Source organism: Flavobacterium endophyticum, from assembly GCF_003634455.1.
In the GTDB taxonomy this organism is placed as follows: Bacteria; Bacteroidota; Bacteroidia; order Flavobacteriales; family Flavobacteriaceae; genus Flavobacterium; species Flavobacterium endophyticum.
The window spans coordinates 1,482,807-1,501,770 of the sequence record NZ_RBLC01000001.1; the positions used below are offsets into that span (position 1 = coordinate 1,482,807).

14 protein-coding genes are annotated in these 18,964 nt (G+C 39.1%); 8 read left to right on the forward strand and 6 right to left on the reverse strand.

All coding sequences use genetic code 11. From position 1 onward, the window contains the following. The first annotated feature begins 2 nt into the window (after positions 1 to 2). Positions 3 to 1,040, forward strand: a complete 1,038-nt coding sequence (locus CLV94_RS06780) for a hemin-degrading factor (RefSeq protein ID WP_121375652.1) — start codon at positions 3 to 5, stop codon at positions 1,038 to 1,040. A gap of 184 nt (positions 1,041 to 1,224) precedes the next feature. Here the strand turns inward: CLV94_RS06780 and CLV94_RS06785 are convergent, their stop codons facing one another. Together CLV94_RS06785 and CLV94_RS06790 are read right to left on the reverse strand one after the other, a co-directional pair. Then, positions 1,225 to 2,634, reverse strand: coding sequence for an HmuY family protein (locus CLV94_RS06785; protein ID WP_121375653.1), 1,410 nt, complete (start codon positions 2,632 to 2,634; stop codon positions 1,225 to 1,227). Positions 2,635 to 2,646: 12 nt separating this feature from the next. Then, on the reverse strand, positions 2,647 to 4,797 hold the full coding sequence (locus CLV94_RS06790; RefSeq protein WP_121375654.1) for a TonB-dependent receptor plug domain-containing protein: 2,151 nt from the start codon (positions 4,795 to 4,797) through the stop codon (positions 2,647 to 2,649). A 160-nt stretch (positions 4,798 to 4,957) separates the two neighbouring features. On the opposite strand from CLV94_RS06790, the gene CLV94_RS06795 reads away from it, so the two are divergent. Continuing rightward, on the forward strand, positions 4,958 to 6,304 hold the full coding sequence (locus CLV94_RS06795) for a serine hydrolase domain-containing protein (RefSeq protein WP_121375655.1): 1,347 nt from the start codon (positions 4,958 to 4,960) through the stop codon (positions 6,302 to 6,304). Positions 6,305 to 6,370: 66 nt separating this feature from the next. Further along, entirely contained in the window at positions 6,371 to 7,048 is a 678-nt protein-coding gene (locus CLV94_RS06800; RefSeq protein ID WP_121375656.1) for a hypothetical protein, read from the forward strand. A 53-nt stretch (positions 7,049 to 7,101) separates the two neighbouring features. Here the strand turns inward: CLV94_RS06800 and sufD are convergent, their stop codons facing one another. From sufD to CLV94_RS06820, 4 genes are all read right to left on the reverse strand, one after another. Next, entirely contained in the window at positions 7,102 to 8,418 is a 1,317-nt protein-coding gene (gene sufD / locus CLV94_RS06805) for a Fe-S cluster assembly protein SufD (protein ID WP_121375657.1), read from the reverse strand. A 125-nt stretch (positions 8,419 to 8,543) separates the two neighbouring features. Continuing rightward, on the reverse strand, positions 8,544 to 9,290 hold the full coding sequence (sufC, locus tag CLV94_RS06810; RefSeq protein WP_121375658.1) for a Fe-S cluster assembly ATPase SufC: 747 nt from the start codon (positions 9,288 to 9,290) through the stop codon (positions 8,544 to 8,546). 34 nt (positions 9,291 to 9,324) lie between these two features. Beyond that, a complete protein-coding gene (gene sufB, locus CLV94_RS06815; RefSeq protein ID WP_121375659.1) occupies positions 9,325 to 10,773 on the reverse strand; it encodes a Fe-S cluster assembly protein SufB in 1,449 nt (482 codons plus the stop codon). A 54-nt stretch (positions 10,774 to 10,827) separates the two neighbouring features. After that, positions 10,828 to 11,157: a HesB/IscA family protein gene (locus CLV94_RS06820; RefSeq protein ID WP_121375660.1), complete on the reverse strand. Its 330-nt coding sequence runs from the start codon at positions 11,155 to 11,157 to the stop codon at positions 10,828 to 10,830. Positions 11,158 to 11,338: 181 nt separating this feature from the next. On the opposite strand from CLV94_RS06820, the gene CLV94_RS06825 reads away from it, so the two are divergent. The 5 genes from CLV94_RS06825 (at position 11,339) to CLV94_RS06845 (ending at position 18,954) form a co-directional block, all read left to right on the forward strand. After that, complete coding sequence (locus tag CLV94_RS06825; protein ID WP_121375661.1) at positions 11,339 to 12,196, forward strand: MBL fold metallo-hydrolase; 858 nt, start codon at positions 11,339 to 11,341, stop codon at positions 12,194 to 12,196. A gap of 125 nt (positions 12,197 to 12,321) precedes the next feature. Further along, a complete protein-coding gene (locus CLV94_RS06830; RefSeq protein WP_121375662.1) occupies positions 12,322 to 12,750 on the forward strand; it encodes a MarR family winged helix-turn-helix transcriptional regulator in 429 nt (142 codons plus the stop codon). A 67-nt stretch (positions 12,751 to 12,817) separates the two neighbouring features. Further along, on the forward strand, positions 12,818 to 15,262 hold the full coding sequence (locus CLV94_RS06835; RefSeq protein ID WP_121375663.1) for a TonB-dependent receptor: 2,445 nt from the start codon (positions 12,818 to 12,820) through the stop codon (positions 15,260 to 15,262). A gap of 132 nt (positions 15,263 to 15,394) precedes the next feature. After that, complete coding sequence (locus CLV94_RS06840; protein ID WP_121375664.1) at positions 15,395 to 16,990, forward strand: S8 family peptidase; 1,596 nt, start codon at positions 15,395 to 15,397, stop codon at positions 16,988 to 16,990. A gap of 59 nt (positions 16,991 to 17,049) precedes the next feature. Then, a complete protein-coding gene (locus CLV94_RS06845; RefSeq protein ID WP_121375665.1) occupies positions 17,050 to 18,954 on the forward strand; it encodes a M1 family metallopeptidase in 1,905 nt (634 codons plus the stop codon). Positions 18,955 to 18,964 lie beyond the last annotated feature (10 nt).

Sequence of the window (18,964 nt, forward strand, 5' to 3'; positions counted from 1 at the left end):
AGATGGATACAGTAACAAACAACCTGAAGTCGCAATGGGAAAAGCTAAAAGCCGAAAACCCACATTTAAGAATCCGCAATGCCGCTGAAAAACTAGGCGTAAGCGAAGCAGAATTAGTAGCTACGCAAGTAGGAGAAACCGTAACTAGGCTTCGTCCGGAATTTTCGGCAATCCTTACCGAAGTAGAAACACTAGGAAAAGTAATGGCCTTGACACGCAACGAAGAATGCGTACACGAAAGAAAAGGAATCTACCTAAATCCTGACTTCAGCTCTCCGCATGCAGGACTGTTTGTAGGTGAAGATATCGATTTGCGTATCTTTTTAGGCCACTGGGCAAAAGCTTTTGCCGTAGCCGAGAAATCAGAGCACGGAGACAGAAAAAGCCTTCAGTTCTTCGGAAAAGACGGTTTGGCAATCCACAAGATCTACCTGACAAAAGACAGCAACGAAGCCGCTTTCGACGCTTTAGTTGAAAAATACAAATCAGAAGACCAGTCAACAGCAGAAACAACAATTGAAGTACCGTTGAACATTGACGAAAAAGCAGATGCTGATATTGATGTAGCTGGTTTCCAAACCGCTTGGGAAACCCTAAAAGATACCCACGAATTCTTCGGAATGCTTCGTAAATTCGGAGTAACAAGAACACAAGCCCTTCGTTTGGCTCCAAACGAAAACTTTGCCAAGAAAGTAGAAAAAGACGTAATCGTAAAAATGCTAGAAGGCGCTGCCGAAAGCAAGCTGCCGATCATGGTATTCACTGGAAACAGAGGAAACATCCAAATCCACACCGGATTGGTAAGAAAAACAATGTGGCATGGCGACTGGTTCAACGTAATGGACCCAGATTTCAACATGCACCTTGACATGTCGAAAATCGCACAAACTTGGATCGTAAGAAAACCGACAGAAGATGGCGAAGTTACCGCTATCGAAGTATTCAATGAAATGGGCGAAATCATCGTTCAGTTCTTCGGAAAAAGAAAACCAGGCATTCCAGAACTAAAAGAATGGAAAGAACTGGTTGCCGCTTTGTAGGTATTTAGTTTTAATATATTTGATGCAAGCCTGCCGGTCCGATTGGTCCGGCAGGCTTTTTTTATGACCTTAAACGCATTTAGCAGGCCTCTATTTATTTCAATTCTGCTCGGCATACATTTAGCGCAAAGCAAAAAAAACGGGCCGTAGGGCCCGTTTTAAGAATAAACAATAAAACCTGAGATTATTGCAGCAATGCATATTGGAAAGTAGGATATCCTCTTTCTCCTCCTGCATTAGCACCGCCAGTAAATTTCAATTTATAGATATTTCCAGCTGGATCTTTGATAACAAAGAAACGGTCTGTTTTCAAAACGAATGCTGAAACTGGCAATCCACCAGGACCTGTAGTACTTGTGCTTCTCCAGTTAGAACCAATGTTTCTTTGGTCTTCTGTAAAGCTTGCGTTTACTACATTAGCAAGTGTGAACGTATCGTAGTTCAATGTTTCTGTATTCAATACCTGGTACGATCTTGCACCGCCTTTTAAGTTGGTTACAACGAAATCTGGGTAGTAGTAAGGAGTCGTAGGGCCAACTAAGTTGGTAAAAGTCGTAAAGTTAAGATCCCACTGGTTTTTCTGTGGCTCTACATTTACTACATTTTTAGAAGTCAAGCTAAAGAAGGTAAAGTTGAAAGCAGAATTTTTAGAGATGATTTTTTCTTCGTGAGTCGTAGCATCGATATCAGCATATTGGATTTTGTAGTCGTTGCCGCTTTTAAGGATTCTTACTTTTTTCCAACCTCTTGAACTACCTGAAGCCGAACCTTCAGAACCTGTTGAAGGCGCTGTTTCAGACGGATTGCTTCCCATGTTGATCAAATATACTTTGTTATCAGCATCATTAGCAGAAATTGCAGCGATAGCTGTTTGAGTGATAAGTCCAGCTGGGTGGTCGATTTGCGAAGCCACGCCTTGTCCTTGAGAGATGATCATAGACTCGTCTGCAACCTGAACCTCATCAATATTAGTTGTTTCTAATTGTTTAGCAGCCATTTTCAACGAACCGTTGATTACAACTCTAAAATCAGAACCTCCGTAAAAACCAAGATCCCAAGAAGTTCTTAGCGCTGTAGCGTTGCCGCCGCTGCTCAAGTCGATATACACTTGGTTAGGCTGGTTTGGACCGCCAACTTGTGCAGCCAAAGCCTGACCTAAAGAAGCTGCCTCATTAAAGTTAACTTGGATTTTGTTGTTAGAAGAAACAGAAGCATTAGTCGCGTCAGTAATCGTGAATTTTACATTTTTCACATCGGTCGGAGCCGCATTCGTCAATTTGTTAAAGTTGAAAGAAACAGAGCTCACGTTAGCAGCGTAAGGAATTGTCAGGGTAGTTCCTGTTGCAGCAGGAGCTGTAGTAAAATCTGTACCATACGTTACGGCAGTAGTAGCGAACGAAATGTTCAACGAACCAGCAGCTGTAGTAGGCGCAGAGAAAACAATTTGTACAGGCGTTGTTGCCTCAGTCAAATTTAAAGAAGGCACGCCAAAAGCAACCGAAGTGCTAGATGAACCACCGTTATCGTCATCGCTGTTACAAGCTGAAAAAGCAAGTACTACCAGTGAAAGAATAAAAATTAGATTTTTTTTCATGTTATTTATAGATTAATTAAAATTGAGATTATACGTAAGTTTAAGGAAATACGATCTTCCATACCCCAAAAGAAGGTCAGACCCTGTCACATGCACACCAGTAGTTCCCTGCGTAAGCTGAACGCTGGTAATATCTAAAAGATTTCTGGCACCGACAGTCACTTCAAATTGGTTCTTGAAGAACGATTTGCGGATCGAAGCATCCATCCAGCCATAAGACTCTAGCTCAGACAAGATAAATTCAGCATTGTTATTAACATCGGTCGAAGAGATGTATTGCTGCTGCTTTCCGTTGAATTTGTAATAGATTGAAAACAAAGTATTCCATTTCGGAACATTATACGATACGTTGGAATTCACTTGCAAAGAATACAAGAATTTATCATCCGAAGTAAGATTCAAAGCCGCTAAGTCTATTTTTTGGGATATACCCACCAAAGCCAATCCTACTTTTGCATTCCAGTTCTTATAAGCAAATTGGTGTGTCGAAGAAATATTCCACATCTTATATTTGTCGATGTTCATGTATTTGTAGCTCTGGAAAGGAACAACCTGAGTAAGAATCAAGCTGATTCTGTCATCAACATCCATATACGTAACCGCAAGATTGTTAGAAAGCTGGGCACCCGAATCAAAATAAGTCGCTTTCTTGACGCTTACCTCATACGAAGAACTGGTCTCCGGAATCAAGTTCTCATTCCCTTGAAGATCATGATTCGAATCAACAAAATACGTATAAAGCTCATCAAAGTTCGGAGTCCTGTAGGATTTTCCTAAAGATCCCCTAGCCTCGATGCCATGAGAGAAAAGATACCTCAAACCCAAAGAACTTGCATATTGGTCTTCAAACTTAGATTGAATCGAATAACGCAATCCTGGACGGACAGAGAATTTTTCTGTAAAGCGGATTTCTGCAGCCGTGAAAATATCGTAATTCTCCAGTCTTTTTCGGATATCCTTAACCTGTTGGTTGTCGTCTTTGAAAATCCCCGCAGTCGCATCATAAAAACCTCTTTCATTTACCGCTTCGTAGCCCAACTGCAAGTCAACACTTTTATCTTTAAAGAAATTACTCAACGCACCAGTCGAGTAAATCACCTCTTTAGATTGATACGTCTCTCTGGCATTGTCTGTTTCGTTCTCGCTCTCTAATTGATAATTGAATTTCTCAATATCGCGGGACTGTTTCTGGTGCGATACCGAAACATTATAATTTAACTGGGAAAACAATTTTCCGTACGAATTCAAGTGATGGTAGTATCGGTTTGAGATATACCTTCTATCGTTAGAAAAATGAGTATCCGGAAAAGGATAATTATCAATCGGAATTACGACCGGATTGTAATAATCCACATTCTCTCCGAAATAATCGAATTTGTAGAAAATCCTGAAATCATTCTTGGTATAACCGATTAATCCATTCCCGACCAATTGTTCTTTCGGAAGCCAGCTATAACCGCGCTTCCCGTCATTTTGCATATAATCTTTACCTTCTTGTTTGTCAAAGAATCCGGCGAAATCATTGCGGCTTCCCCCTATTGTGGCAAACCAATTCTCATTAAAACTATGCGAAATCTTGGCATTTTGGATATGCCTTCCTTTGTCAAAAAAAGCAAACTCGTCCGATACCGTTTCTTCTTGCGCAGAAGCCGTAATCTCCCATTTATATTTTGAATTCTTCTTTGTGATGATATTCAAGATTCCCGTCACGGCATTTGCTCCGTGCGTAACGCCCATAGAACCTTCGATGATTTCGATCTGCTCAATATCGTCAAGATTTACCTGTGTCAAGTCAATATTAGTTCCAAGCCCAGTATCGCTGACCAAAGGAACATTATCCACCAATATTTTAAAATATTGAGAATCAAGACCGAACATCGAAACCGTAGAACGTCCATCGCTTCCACTGGTTCTGATAGAAATATTAAGATATTGGTTCAAGACATCGCCAAGATTGTTAGCAGCAAGGCGCTTGATGTCTTCTCTAGAGATGACCCTAACATTATGAACCGATTTTTTTAGGGATTGAGGCTCAAACTGACCCGTAACGACCACTTCTTCCAGCTGGCTGGTTTTTGTAGTATCTTGAAGTTTTTCCTGAGAAAAAGCCGTTAAAGAAAGAAAAAGTGATAAGGAAAGATAAGCCTTTGTATTAATTTGCATTACTATTCATCTTTAGATTAATTCTAAATTGCAAATCTAGCAACCTCTTCCGGTTTATGCAAATTATTTTTACTAATTCTAAATAAAAATGTAAAGTCTTATTATTTTTTATTGATTTACTAATGACATTCTTTTAAATTTACCAAAATCTAAGGCTAACATGAAAAAAAAATTAAAAATAATTGGCTGTATATTACTAGCACTGATTGGATATGCCGCCTGCACTAATTATCCAAAGCTGGATCTGATTTCGGGTTTCTCTGCAAAAAGCATGGCCTCTGGCTTTTTTATTGACCATCGCTCCCAAGAAATGATCACCGCTGGAGATAACGATATCGATATGGTCAGGCTGGCAAAAAACAAAGTATTTGAAAAAGAAGGCTACGCCACATCGTCCGTTTATGGCCTAAAAGAACGAAAAGCCATCTATCGTGAAGGCTTGGGAGTGACCCTGATTAATGATGATTTTGATAATTCTAAGCCCTATGACGTCCCAAAAAGAAATACGACCAAAACCGATCTGCCCTATCCTTATGGCGATAACGAACCAAAAGATACGGCCTTTACAAACATTGACTATACTAAATTAGAAAAAGCAATAGCCAATACTTTTGATAAAAAAGGCGAAAAAAGCAAACGCACCCGCTCGCTTTTGATCGTGTACAAAGACCGACTAGTCGCAGAGAAATACGATTCTGGATTTGATAAAAACTCTAAGATTTTAGGATGGTCTATGACCAAGAGCTTGACAGCAACCTATTTTGGAATCCTCCAGAAGCAAGGAAAAATCAACATCAATAGTCCGGCTCCTATCGCCGAATGGAAAAACGACGAACGTTCCAAGATTACGATCAACGACCTGCTCCACATGAACTCAGGCTTAGAATGGGAAGAGAAATACGACAAGATTTGTGATGCTACCAAAATGCTTTTCGAAGCCGAAGACATGGCCGGAGTACAAAGAGAAAAGCCATTAGTCGGAATACCGAATCAAAGCTGGAATTATTCGTCAGGAACCACCAATCTCTTATCCGGGATCTTGAGAAGCCAATTCAAGACCCACCAAGAATATCTAGACTTCTGGTATTCGGCATTGATTGATAAGATAGGCATGCACTCCATGTTAGTAGAAACCGACATGGCCGGCAACTATGTAGGCTCCTCCTACGCATGGGCAACTACTAGAGATTGGGGGAAATTCGGGCTATTATACCTCAGAAACGGAAACTGGAACGGCGAACAGCTATTTGATAAAAGCTGGGCGGCATATGTTGCAACTCCTACCAAAACTTCCGAAGGACGCTATGGCGGTCATTTTTGGCTGAATGCCGGAGGCAGATATCCTGATGCGCCAAAAGACATGTATTATGCCAGCGGCTTCCAGGGACAGAAGATTTTCATCATTCCGTCGATGGATGTGGTCATCGTGCGTTTTGGCCTGACCGAAGACGAAGCCTTTGATTTTAATGCCATGCTAAAAGGAATCTTAGGCAGTTTCAAGAAATGATTGTATCTTCATCATTACTATTTATCCTTAAAAATTATAACTTCGTAAAAACTAAATGTAAAAAACATGAAGAAAATTGTTCTAGCCATCTTGTTTGTCTCCCTGATGCTTGCTTCTTGCAGCAGTGATGACAGCGGAGAATCAAACGGCGTATCTACAGGAAATTACTGGCCGATGGCCGTAAACAACACTTGGGTTTTTGACGATAACGGTACTAGCTCTGAGCTAAAAATAACAGGTACCGATGTATTTAACGGAACGACCTATTATAAACTTTATGACGCTTCAGACAGTACATTTGGTGTCGAGAATTGGGTTACGAAAAAAGGCGCCACCTATTTTCAAAAAGTCGCTGATGCAACCATCAATCAAGATGGAATAGTAATTAGTATGGAGGGCTATGAAGTCCCGATGTTTAAAGATGATCTACAGCCTAATGCAACATGGAGCGGAACGGTTTCTCCAAAAGTTACCTATAATGTAAACGGACAAACGGCTTCTCTTACGGCTAAAGTCAAATACACAGGAACCATGTTAGAAAAAGCGCCAACCGTAACTCTAAATGGCGAAACCTACACAGATGTCCTGAAAATCAAACTTAAAATTGAAGTCACAATAGCCAATCAACTGACGGTTGCTGACCAGGAGTATTGGTTTGCCAAAGATGTCGGACCGATACGAGAATATCAGTCCACGAATGGCGAAACTAGCGAAAGGACGATAATTGATTACATCCTAAACTAAATAAAAAAGGTTCAAAGTATTTCTTTGAACCTTTTTTTATATTTTGACTGATCTTATAAATCAAATCCCATATTTACGCCTAATTTCATCGCAATGATCTTGGTGATTCTTGCCTTCATAGCCGGAATCTTGATGCTTTCAATCACCTCGTTTGAGAAGGCATACATCAACAGTGCCTTGGCTTCCTTTTGCGGAATCCCTCGAGACTGCATATAAAACATAGCCTTTTCGTCTAGCTGTCCAATCGTGCAGCCGTGAGAACATTTCACATCATCTGCAAAAATTTCCAACTGTGGCTTGGCATTGATCGACGCTTTGTCGCTCAAAAGGATATTGTTATTCTGCTGGAAAGCATCCGTTTTTTGTGCTTCTTTCTCTACATAAATCTTTCCATTGAAAACTCCAGTAGATTTGTCATCGAAAATTCCTTTATAATTCTGATGGCTTTCGCAGTTAGGAGTCGCATGCTGTACCAAGGTATAATGATCGACATGCTGTTTTCCTTCGATAATCGTAATTCCTTTTAGCGTAGAATCAATATGCTCGCCTTGGTGGTAAAAATTCAGGTTGTTTCGTGTCAAATTACCTCCAAAAGAAAAAGTATGCACAGAAGCGTTGCTTTGCTCTTTCTGAGCTATGTAAGTATTGTCAATCAACGAAGCTTCAAGATTGTCATTTTGGATCTTATAATAATCGACAATGGCTCTTTTTTGGACAAAAATTTCGGTAACCGAATTCGTCAAAACGGGATTGTCATTCAAGCTTTGGTGCCTTTCAATAATCTGAACATGGGCATTCTCGCCTACGATAATCAAGTTTCTCGGTTGTACCAAAAGCGCTGCTTCTGTTCCTGTAGAAAAATTAATAATTTCTATAGGCTTTTCTACAACTTTGCTTCTCGGAATGTTGATATACGCGCCTTCATAAGCAAAAGCAGTATTCAAGGAAGTCAGACTCTCCTCTTTGTTGGCTACTTTGTTGAAATATTCATCAATAACCATCTTGTATTTTGGCTTTGTCAATGCCGATGACATCAAGCAGACATCCAAGCCGTCATGGGTCGTAGAAGACAGGAAAGAACTAAACACACCGTCCACAAAAACCACTTTGTAAGTATCTATCTCATGAATGAAATACTTTTTTACTTCTGAAAATTCAACCGCATTTTCCTTTTTAGGAAATACGCTAAAATCATTTTTCAGAATAGTGTTCAACGACGTATATTTCCAAGCCTCCTCCTTTTTGGTCGGAAAACCTTTATTTTCAAAATTCTTAAACGCCTCTGTACGAACATCGTGCAAGTCAGAATCGACATCCACGCGTTCTTCAAAAGCCATAAAAGATGATATTAGTTTTTCTTTTAATTCCATTGTTTGTTGGTCTTAAAGTTGAAAGTCATAAAGTCAAAAGACTTTCTCAGTCAACTATTTTTTTGCCTCCTAAATCAGAAATCAGAAATCAAAAAAAGATTCCCTGCTTTACAATTCTCTGCAAATTAATTTTCTGCCTTAATCCAGTCGTATCCTTTTTCTTCTAGTTCGTAAGCCAGTTCTTTTCCGCCTGATTTTACGATTTTTCCATTGTATAAAACGTGTACAAAATCAGGAACGATATAATCTAAAAGTCTTTGATAATGCGTGATTACTATGATTGCGTTGTTTTCACTTTTCAGCTTATTCACGCCATTGGCAACAATCCTCAAGGCATCAATATCCAAACCAGAATCGGTTTCGTCAAGAATTGCCAATTTCGGCTCCAGCATTGCCATTTGGAAAATTTCGTTTCTTTTTTTCTCGCCGCCAGAAAAACCTTCGTTTAGCGAACGCGATAAGAATTTACGGTCGATTTCTAACAATTCTGATTTCTCACGGATCAACTTAAGCATTTCATTGGCCGGCATTTCTTCCTGACCTTTTGCTTTTCTTGATTCGTTGATCGCCGTTTTCATAAAATTCGTCACCGAAACTCCAGGAATCTCAACCGGATACTGGAATGAAAGGAAAACGCCTTTATGAGCTCTTTCTTCTGGAGCTAGATCTGCTAAATCCTCCCCATCCAATTCGACAGAACCGTCTGTTACTTCATAGTTTTCGTTTCCAGCAATTACAGCAGAAAGTGTACTTTTTCCAGAACCGTTAGGTCCCATGATGGCATGAACTTCGCCGGCTTTCACTTCAAGGTTGATTCCTTTCAGGATGTCCTTGTCTTCAATTCCAGCGTGTAAATTTTTTATACTTAACATTGTTGTCTTTGTGTTTTTATAAAGTCTTTAAAGATTAGCCTACGGAACCTTCAAGAGAAATTTCTAATAATTTTTGTGCTTCAACAGCAAATTCCATAGGAAGTTTATTCAAGACTTCTTTGCTGAAACCATTTACGATCAACGCAATGGCTTTTTCTGTCGGAATTCCTCTCTGGTTGCAATAGAAAACTTGGTCTTCGCCAATTTTACTTGTCGTTGCTTCGTGTTCTATTTTTGCCGATGGGTTTTTCGATTCGATATACGGAAAAGTATGTGCTCCGCAATTATTTCCCATCAACAGCGAGTCGCATTGTGAAAAGTTCCTCGCATTGTCTGCTCTTGAACTGATCTGTACCAATCCGCGGTAGCTGTTTTGTGATTTTCCGGCAGAAATTCCTTTAGAAATAATTGTTGACTTGGTATTTTTTCCCAAGTGAATCATCTTAGTTCCGGTATCCGCTTGCTGATAATTATTGGTTACAGCAATCGAATAGAATTCTCCTACTGAATTATCGCCTTTCAAGATACAAGATGGATATTTCCACGTTACTGCAGAACCCGTTTCTACTTGTGTCCAAGAAATCTTCGCGTTTTTCTCGCACAAGCCTCTTTTGGTCACAAAGTTATACACCCCGCCTTTTCCTTCTTTGTTTCCAGGGAACCAGTTTTGAACGGTTGAATATTTAATTTCGGCATCATCCAAAGCGATTAATTCCACAACCGCAGCATGCAATTGATTTTCATCACGAGATGGCGCTGTACAGCCTTCCAAATACGAAACATAACTTCCTTCATCGGCAATGACCAACGTTCTTTCGAACTGGCCGGTTCCTGCTTGATTGATTCGGAAATAAGTAGAAAGTTCCATCGGGCAGCGAACGCCTTTTGGAATATAACAGAATGAACCGTCTGAAAAAACAGCCGAGTTCAGTGCTGCATAGAAGTTATCTTTTTGCGGCACTACAGAACCGATATATTTTCGGACTAATTCTGAATGTTCTTTAATCGCTTCTGAAATCGAACAGAAAATAATTCCTTTTTCTGCTAGCGTTTTCTTGAAAGTCGTAGCTACAGAAACGGAATCCATTACGATATCGACCGCAACGCCCGAAAGCATTTTTTGCTCATCGATAGAAATTCCAAGCTTCTTGAATGTTTCCAAAAGCTCCGGGTCTACCTCATCAAGGCTTTCGTATTTTGCTTTTTTCAAAGGCGCAGAATAATACGAAATGTCTTGGAACTTTGGCTTTTCATAATGAACATTAGCCCATTCTGGTTCCACCATTTGTTCCCAAGCCCTGAATGCCTCGATTCTCCAATCGGTCATCCATTCCGGCTCTTCTTTTTTCTTAGAAATCGCACGGACAATGTCTTCGTTTAGGCCGACAGGAAATGTATCGGATTCTATATCAGTATAAAATCCGTATTCATACTCTTTATTTTCAAGCTCGATTTTTAAATCGTCTTCTGTGTATTTGCTCATAAATTCTTTTAAGTTTCAACCCTTTCAGGGTTTAAAACCCTGAAAGGGTTAGTATTATAAAGAGAAACTCTCTCCGCAACCGCAAGTCCTGCTTGCATTTGGATTATTGAAAACAAATCCTTTTCCGTTCAAGCCTCCTGAAAACTCAAGAATTGTTCCTGCTAGATACAAGAATGATTTCTTTTCAACGGCAATTTTCACATTATTATCTTCAAAAACCTTATCGTTTTCTCCTATTTCTTTGTCAAATTTTAATTCATATGACAAGCCAGAACATCCACCGCTTTTTACGCCCACTCGAACGTAATCTTTGGCAGCATCAAAGCCGTCATCATTCATCATATCGACGATTTTTTTACTTGCTGTATCAGATACCTTTATCATGGTGATTTAAATTTAGTCTAATTAATTTGCAAAGATACGTCATATTTAGTTTTTTCCATAATCGCTAACACTTTTATAACTATGTTCCTATAGAAAAAGTTTATTTCTGAGAATTAAAAGCAAATGAATTTTAGTAATTTGCGAACAAAAAGCAGTTTTAACTATTTATACCCTAATAAAAATGAAATTATATCCGATCGAAGCAGGTAATTTTAAATTGGACGGCGGTGCCATGTTTGGCGTAGTACCAAAGACAATATGGAACAAAACTAATCCTGCAGACGAAAACAATTTGATCGATATCGCCGCGCGATGTCTTTTGATTGAAGAGGGAAACCGTCTGATTTTAATTGATACCGGAATGGGCGACAAGCAATCGGAAAAATTTTTCGGATATTATTCGCTTTGGGGAAATCATTCCATAGACAAATCGTTGGCCAAGTATGGCTTTCATCGCGATGATATCACTGACGTATTCATGACGCACCTACATTTTGACCATTGCGGCGGAAGCGTTCAGTGGAATAAAGACAAAACTGGATATGAAGTTGCTTTTAAAAATGCTAAATTCTGGACAAACGACAATCATTGGGAATGGGCAACGAAGCCAAATCCGAGGGAAAAAGCCTCTTTTTTGACTGAAAATATTATTCCGATGCAAGAAAGCGGACAGCTGGAATTTATCAAAAGACCGTTAGGTGACCTGCTTAAAAATTCAGAGCTTGGGTTTGACATTTTCTTTGCCGACGGACATACGGAAAAGATGATGATTCCAAAAATCCAACACAAAGACAAGACCATCTGTTTTATGGCCGATCTTTTGCCGACGGCTGGGCATCTTCCACTGCCGTATGTAATGGGCTATGACACTCGCCCGCTACTGACATTACCTGAAAAAGCAAAATTTTTAACGGAAGCCGCCGAAAACAACTATTATTTATTCTTAGAACACGATGCTCACAACCAAATCATCACGGTTGAAAACACAGAAAAAGGAGTTCGTTTGAAAGAAGTTTTTAGTTGCGAAGAAATCCTCTAAGGCTCACTATTTCTCCAACAGCCAAAAAATAAGCTACTTACAATCACAAATAAAATGTTAAATATTTATTTGATATATCAATTATTGATTAATCATGTATATATTTGACTCAAAATCAGACCCAAATGGAAAAATTAAAAGACATCACCTTCTATACTATGGACAAAGCAATTCGAACATATAGAATTTTTGCTCAAAAAAGACTTAGGGATAACGGCTATAAGATTACTATCGACCAATGGCTCATCATAAAAGCAATTTTGGAAAATCCGGGTATTTCGCAACAAGAAATTGGCGAAAAAGTATTTAAAGACAATGCTTCCGTTACTAGAATAATCGAACTTTTGGTAAAATCAGAATACCTCGAGCGCGAAGTAAATCAAAACGACAGGAGAAAATCCAACCTAAAAGTTACCGTTGAAGGCAAGCGAATTATTGAAAAAGTTCACGATTTGGTACTCGAAAACAGAAAAACAGCCTTAGCCGGAATTCTCCCCGAGGAACTGGAAATCTTGAACAAAACTTTAAAGAGGATTATTTCTAACTGCAACTAAAAATCATCATACGACTGCCAACGAACTGGCGAATCATCATCAATCATCAATCAAAAAACGAATAATTATGATACGGCTACTTCTCTTCCTAATCATGCTTGTAATTTCAACCCTCACAAGCTTATTGTATGGCCAGAACACTGAATTGCCAGAAAAAATAACTGTTTCTGGAAAAATTTTGTCCGAAAAAAACGAAGCTGTTTCCAATGCGATTGTCTATCTGGTCCATTCTTCCAACCAAGAACTGGCAAAAACAGAAACCACAGATGAAACCGGAAAATTTATCTTTCAAAATGTTTCCAAAGGAAGTTATCTGATCAAAATTGGGGAAAATGGCAAGACGCGATACACGGGACAGCCGTTTGATGCTGACCAAAACCTAGAACTGCCTTCTGTTGTTTTAAGTGCGGAAGTACAAAACTTAGACGAAGTCGTCATCACCAAAACAAAACCGTATATCGAAAGGCAGGATGGGAAAATGATCCTGAACGTAGAAAGCAGCATTGGTGCTACGGGTTCTTCCGCTTTTGAAGTTTTAGAAAAAGCCCCTGGCGTGAATGTCGACAATAACGACAACATTAGCCTGCGTGGAAAAGGCGGCTTGCTAGTGCAGATTGACGGAAAAGCAGTTCAGATGTCAGGCACCAACTTGGCAAATTACCTGCGTGGCATGCCTTCCGGAAATATTGAAAAGATCGAATTTATTACGAATCCCGGCTCAAAATACGATGCTTCAGGTTCTGCAATCATCAATATCAAGATGAAAAAAGACAAGCGAAAAGGAACAAACGGCAGCATTTCCACAGCTTATGGCCAAGGAAAATATCCAAAAAGCAACAACAGCTTGAGCTTGAACCACAGAAACAAGGATGTGAATATTTTCGGAAATTATAGCTTTGCGTACCGAGAAGGCTTTAATGATTTGGCTTTGAACAGAAGATTTTATGATAATGGCAATTTTACCGGCGCCTACGTGCAGGATAATTTCCTAAAAATGAATTTCAGAAATCATATCGGAAAAATTGGGGCCGATTTTTATGCCAACAAAAGACATACATTCGGGATCGTTGCCAATGCGGTGAGCAATAAATTCAATCCGACAGGTAAAAATGCTTCGGATGTTTATGATGAAACCAATTCGAAAGCATCACGTTTCCAAACCAACAACAATTCGTATGACAATTGGCACAACCATTCCGTAAACCTCAACCACAAGTTTGCAATCGATACATTGGGAACCGAATGGACTACCGATTTTGACTACGCGAATTATGGCAATGAAACCGAGCAGAATTTTAAGACGCGTTATTTCGACCTAAACAATGCAGAGTTCCAAGACCCATATTTCTTATATGGTGATATTGTAGGCGATTTGGACATCTATTCTCTTAAAACGGATTTTGTAAAAACGTTAAACAATATCAAGGTCGAAACCGGACTAAAAACAAGCTATGTCAAGGCCGATAATAACTTGAAATTTTATGATGTCAGTACCGGAATTCCAGTTTTTGATCCGACAAAAAGCAATCATTTTATTTACAAAGAAAACATCAATGCTGCTTATATCAATGCTTCAAAACAATTCGGAAAATGGAACGCCTATCTAGGATTCAGGGTCGAAAACACGAATATTACGGGCGAGCAGCTTGTCGATAATACTTCCTTCAAGAATAATTACACGCAGCTTTTTCCGAGCGGTTTCTTGAGTTATACTTTCAATGACAAAAACAGCCTAGAATTCAATTACAGCCGAAGGATTTCGCGCCCGAGTTATGACCAATTGAATCCATTTAAATTCTTTTTGGATCCGACGACATACAGAGAAGGAAATCCATATCTAAAACCTCAGACGACCCATTCTTTCGAAATGACACATATTTTCAATCAGAAAATTTATACGACCCTTACCTTTTCGAGAACGACCGATAACATTACACAGGTCATTGCTCCTTCTGAAGAAGACCTCCAACTGACGGTACAGACAAATAAAAATCTAAACACAGCCGACATTTATGGCCTATTTATGATTGTTCCTATTGAAATTACCAAATGGTGGAACACAACCAATAGCGTTAATGCTTATTATGGCTCCTATTCTGGTACTGTTGCCAATACGACGTTGGAAAACCAAGGCAATTTTACCTTTAACTGTAATTCGGTCAGCAATTTTAAGATCGGAAATGGCTATTACGCAGAATTTACAGGCAATTACAGAGCAAGAGAAGTCTATGCTTTTATGGATGTTGATCCGATTTGGTATATCAATCTCGGCTTTCAGAAAAAATTCAAGAACAGTACGCTGAAATTAGCCGTCAACGATGTTTTTTACACAAATAAGACAACCGCCGATACCGAATTTACCGATTATAAAGAGCATTTCAAGGTAACCCGAGACACCAGAGTTGCCACTGTATCGTATACTTATAATTTTGGAAGTAACAGCAATCCGCAAAGAAGAAGAGCAGGCGGTGCAGAAGACATCAAGCAAAGAGCAGGTTCTTCAAACGGATAAAAAAAGCGGTTTTAAAACGAATTCATTGAATTTAAAATCAATAGCATTCTAAAATAAAGTTAATTATTTATAAGTTTGTAACAAAGTAGGCGTATTTTTGGCGAAATAATCGAAATCAAATTTTTTTTGAAAATGAAAATAATAAGACTGTCCTTCCTTTCACTTCTATCAGTGTTGGTTTTATCAGGATGTGGTGCTTCAAAAAGCATGGCTCCAGTAACGAGTATCGAAAATCTTCCTTTGAAAACCTCAAAAATCAAAGAAGATGATTTAAAAAGATGGAGCCATCTGGATATCATAAAAGATACTGTTCCGGGAATGAGCGTTGACAAAGCCTATTCTCAATTGATCAAAAACAAAAAAGGCACGAAAGTGATAGTGGGCGTTGTCGATTCAGGAGTAGATATCGAACATCCGGACTTGAAACCTATTATCTGGACCAATCCAAAAGAAATTCCTGGAAACGGAATCGACGATGACAAAAACGGTTATATCGATGACATCCACGGATGGAATTTCCTTGGCGATATAAGCAATGAAACGCTAGAAATGACAAGAATTGTCCGTAAAGGAGACGACGGTTCAGAAAATTTCAAAAAAGCTAAAGCAGCTTACGAAAAAGAGTACCAAGAAGCATTGGCATCAAAACAACAGTTTGATTTCATCAACAATGCGGATAAGACCATCCAAAAAGAATTAAAAAAAGAAAATTATACGTTCGAAGACTTAAAAGCTTTTGAGCCTAAAGATCCGACTGTAAACCAATACAAAAAAGTAATGCTTTCGGTTATTTCGCAAGCTGGACCTGAGTTCAAGTCTGAGCTAAAAGAATACCAAGACCATATCTATAACCAGTTGAACTACAATTTGAATCTTGAGCATGATGGAAGAAAAATCATGGGCGATAATATCGACGACTTAAACGATTCAAAACATGGAAACAACAATGTTACCGGACCTAAAAAAGAAGGTGCTTCTCACGGAACTCACGTTTCTGGAATCATTGCTCAAGTTAGAAACAATGGACTTGGCGGCGACGGTATTGCAAACAATGTAGCAATTATGGCTGTTAGAGCTGTGCCTGACGGAGATGAATACGATAAAGACATCGCTTTGGGTATCCGCTATGCGGTAGATAACGGAGCAAAAGTAATTAACGGAAGTTTCGGAAAAGGATTTTCTCCACACAAACAATGGGTTTACGACGCGATCAAATATGCGGCAAGCAAAGACGTATTGATTGTTTTAGCAGCAGGAAATGAAGGTGCTGACCTAGATGTAGAAGAGCGTTTCCCAAATGACAGAATCGCTTCTGGAGAAATCGCTGACAACGTAATAAAAGTAGGTGCTTTAGATACAACATACGGAACAAACTTAGTAGCAAGCTTCTCTAACTACGGAAGCAAAGATGTAGATGTTTTCGCTCCTGGTGTTAAGATTTACGCTACTTATCCAAACAACGAATACAAATACGAGCAAGGAACCTCTATGGCTTCTCCAAACGTTGCAGGAGTTGCTGCATTGATTCGTTCTTACTACCCATCACTTACAGCTTCTCAAGTGAAACACATTTTGATGGATTCTGGTATTCCAACTAATATTGATGTAGTTCTAAACGGTGAAAAATCAAACAAACGTTCGTTTTCAAAAATTTCGACATCCGGAAAAATGGTCAATGCTTATAATGCCTTGATTATGGCAGACAAAATGGCTAAGACAAAAAAATAAAATTCAACAACTTTCAAGATGGAAGGGAGTTTCCCTTCCATTTTTTATTTTATACACCTATGAAACAACTATTTTTACTTTCAGTATTTTCATTATTCTGTGGAAATGCAAAGGCACAGAACGGTTATTGGCAGCAACACGTCGATTATAAAATGGACGTAAACATGGATGTAAAAACATACCAATACAAAGGAAAACAAGAGCTGGTTTATACGAACAATTCACCAGACACTTTGAAAAAAGTCTTTTTCCATTTATACAACAATGCTTTCCAGCCTGGAAGCGAAATGGACATCAGGCTGCAGACAATTGTTGATCCTGACAAAAGGATGGTCAAGACGTCAAAATCTGGCGGGGTTGAAAAAACCGAAAGCAGAATCAGCCTTTTAAAGCCCAATCAGATGGGCTACCTTAACGTGACCAATTTCATGCAAGATGGCGTTTCGGCTACAACAACCGCTGTTGGAACTGTCTTAGAAGTTGAATTGGTCAAACCCTTGGCTCCAAAAAGCAAGACCAAATTTACCTTAGATTTTGACGGACAAGTACCTGAACAAATCCGCCGCTCTGGAAGAAATAGTTCCGAAGGTGTTGCGCTTTCGATGACGCAATGGTATCCAAAAATGGCCGAATATGATTTTGAAGGATGGCACGCCGATCCGTATATTGGAAGAGAATTTCACGGCGTTTGGGGAAATTTTGACGTAAAAATCACTATCGATAAGAAATACGTTTTGGGAGGAACAGGATATCTCCAAAATAAAAACGAAATCGGACACGGCTACGAAGATGCAGGTGTCGAAGTAAAAATTCCTAGAAAAGTAAAAACACTGACTTGGCATTTCAATGCACCTATGGTGCATGACTTCAGCTGGGCTGCCGACAAAGATTATGTCCACGATATTTATAAAGGCCCGAACAACGTAGAGCTGCATTTCTTCTACAAAGACAAAGCAAAACTTAGAGAAAACTGGAAAAAAATGCAACCAAAAACGGCTGAATTGATGGATTTCTATAATAAAAATGTAGGTCCTTACCCGTACAAACAATACTCTGTTATTCAAGGAGGCGATGGCGGTATGGAATATGCCATGTGTACTCTCATTACTGGAGAAAGATCGTATGGAAGCCTTGTTGGAGTTACAGCTCACGAAATGGCCCACTCTTGGTTCCAACATGTTTTAGCAACAAATGAATCCAAACACGGCTGGATGGACGAAGGATTTACTTCCTATATTTCTGATTTGGCAATGGCAAAAGTTTTGCCGAATAAAGACGAAAAGAATCCATTTGAGTCGGCTTATTCTAACTATTTTTATATGGTTCAGACTGGAAAAGAACAGCCACAATCTACCCATGCAGATCGATTTGAAGAAAATATGGTGTATGGTATCTCATCTTATAGCAAAGGAGAAATTTTCCTTACACAGCTAGGATACATTATCGGACAGGCAAATCTTCAAAAAACACTTCATAAATTTTATAATGACTTCAAATTCAAGCACCCGACACCAAATGACATCAAAAGAACCGCTGAAAAGGTTTCAGGAATGAATTTGGATTGGTATTTGGTAGATTGGACACAGACAACCAATACCATCGATTATGCCATTAAAGAAGTACGAGATGCAGGCGGAAAGACAGAAGTTGTCCTGCAAAGAATAGGAAGAATGCCAATGCCTTTAGACATTGTTGTTACTTATGTGGATGGAAGCAAAGAAACATTCTATGCGCCACTGCAGATGATGCGCGGCATAAAAGAAAATCCATATCCAGGCGTAAAAAGAACTTTCTTGAAAGGCTGGGATTGGGCCTATCCGTCGCTAAAATTTACCATTGACAAAGGAATGGGACAAATCAGCAAGATTGAAATTGATCCCGAAAACCTCATGGCAGATGTCAAAAAAGACAATAACGTATATCCTGCTCCAATTCCGGATAACAGCAAGATCTTGAAAAACTAAATAAAAAAGG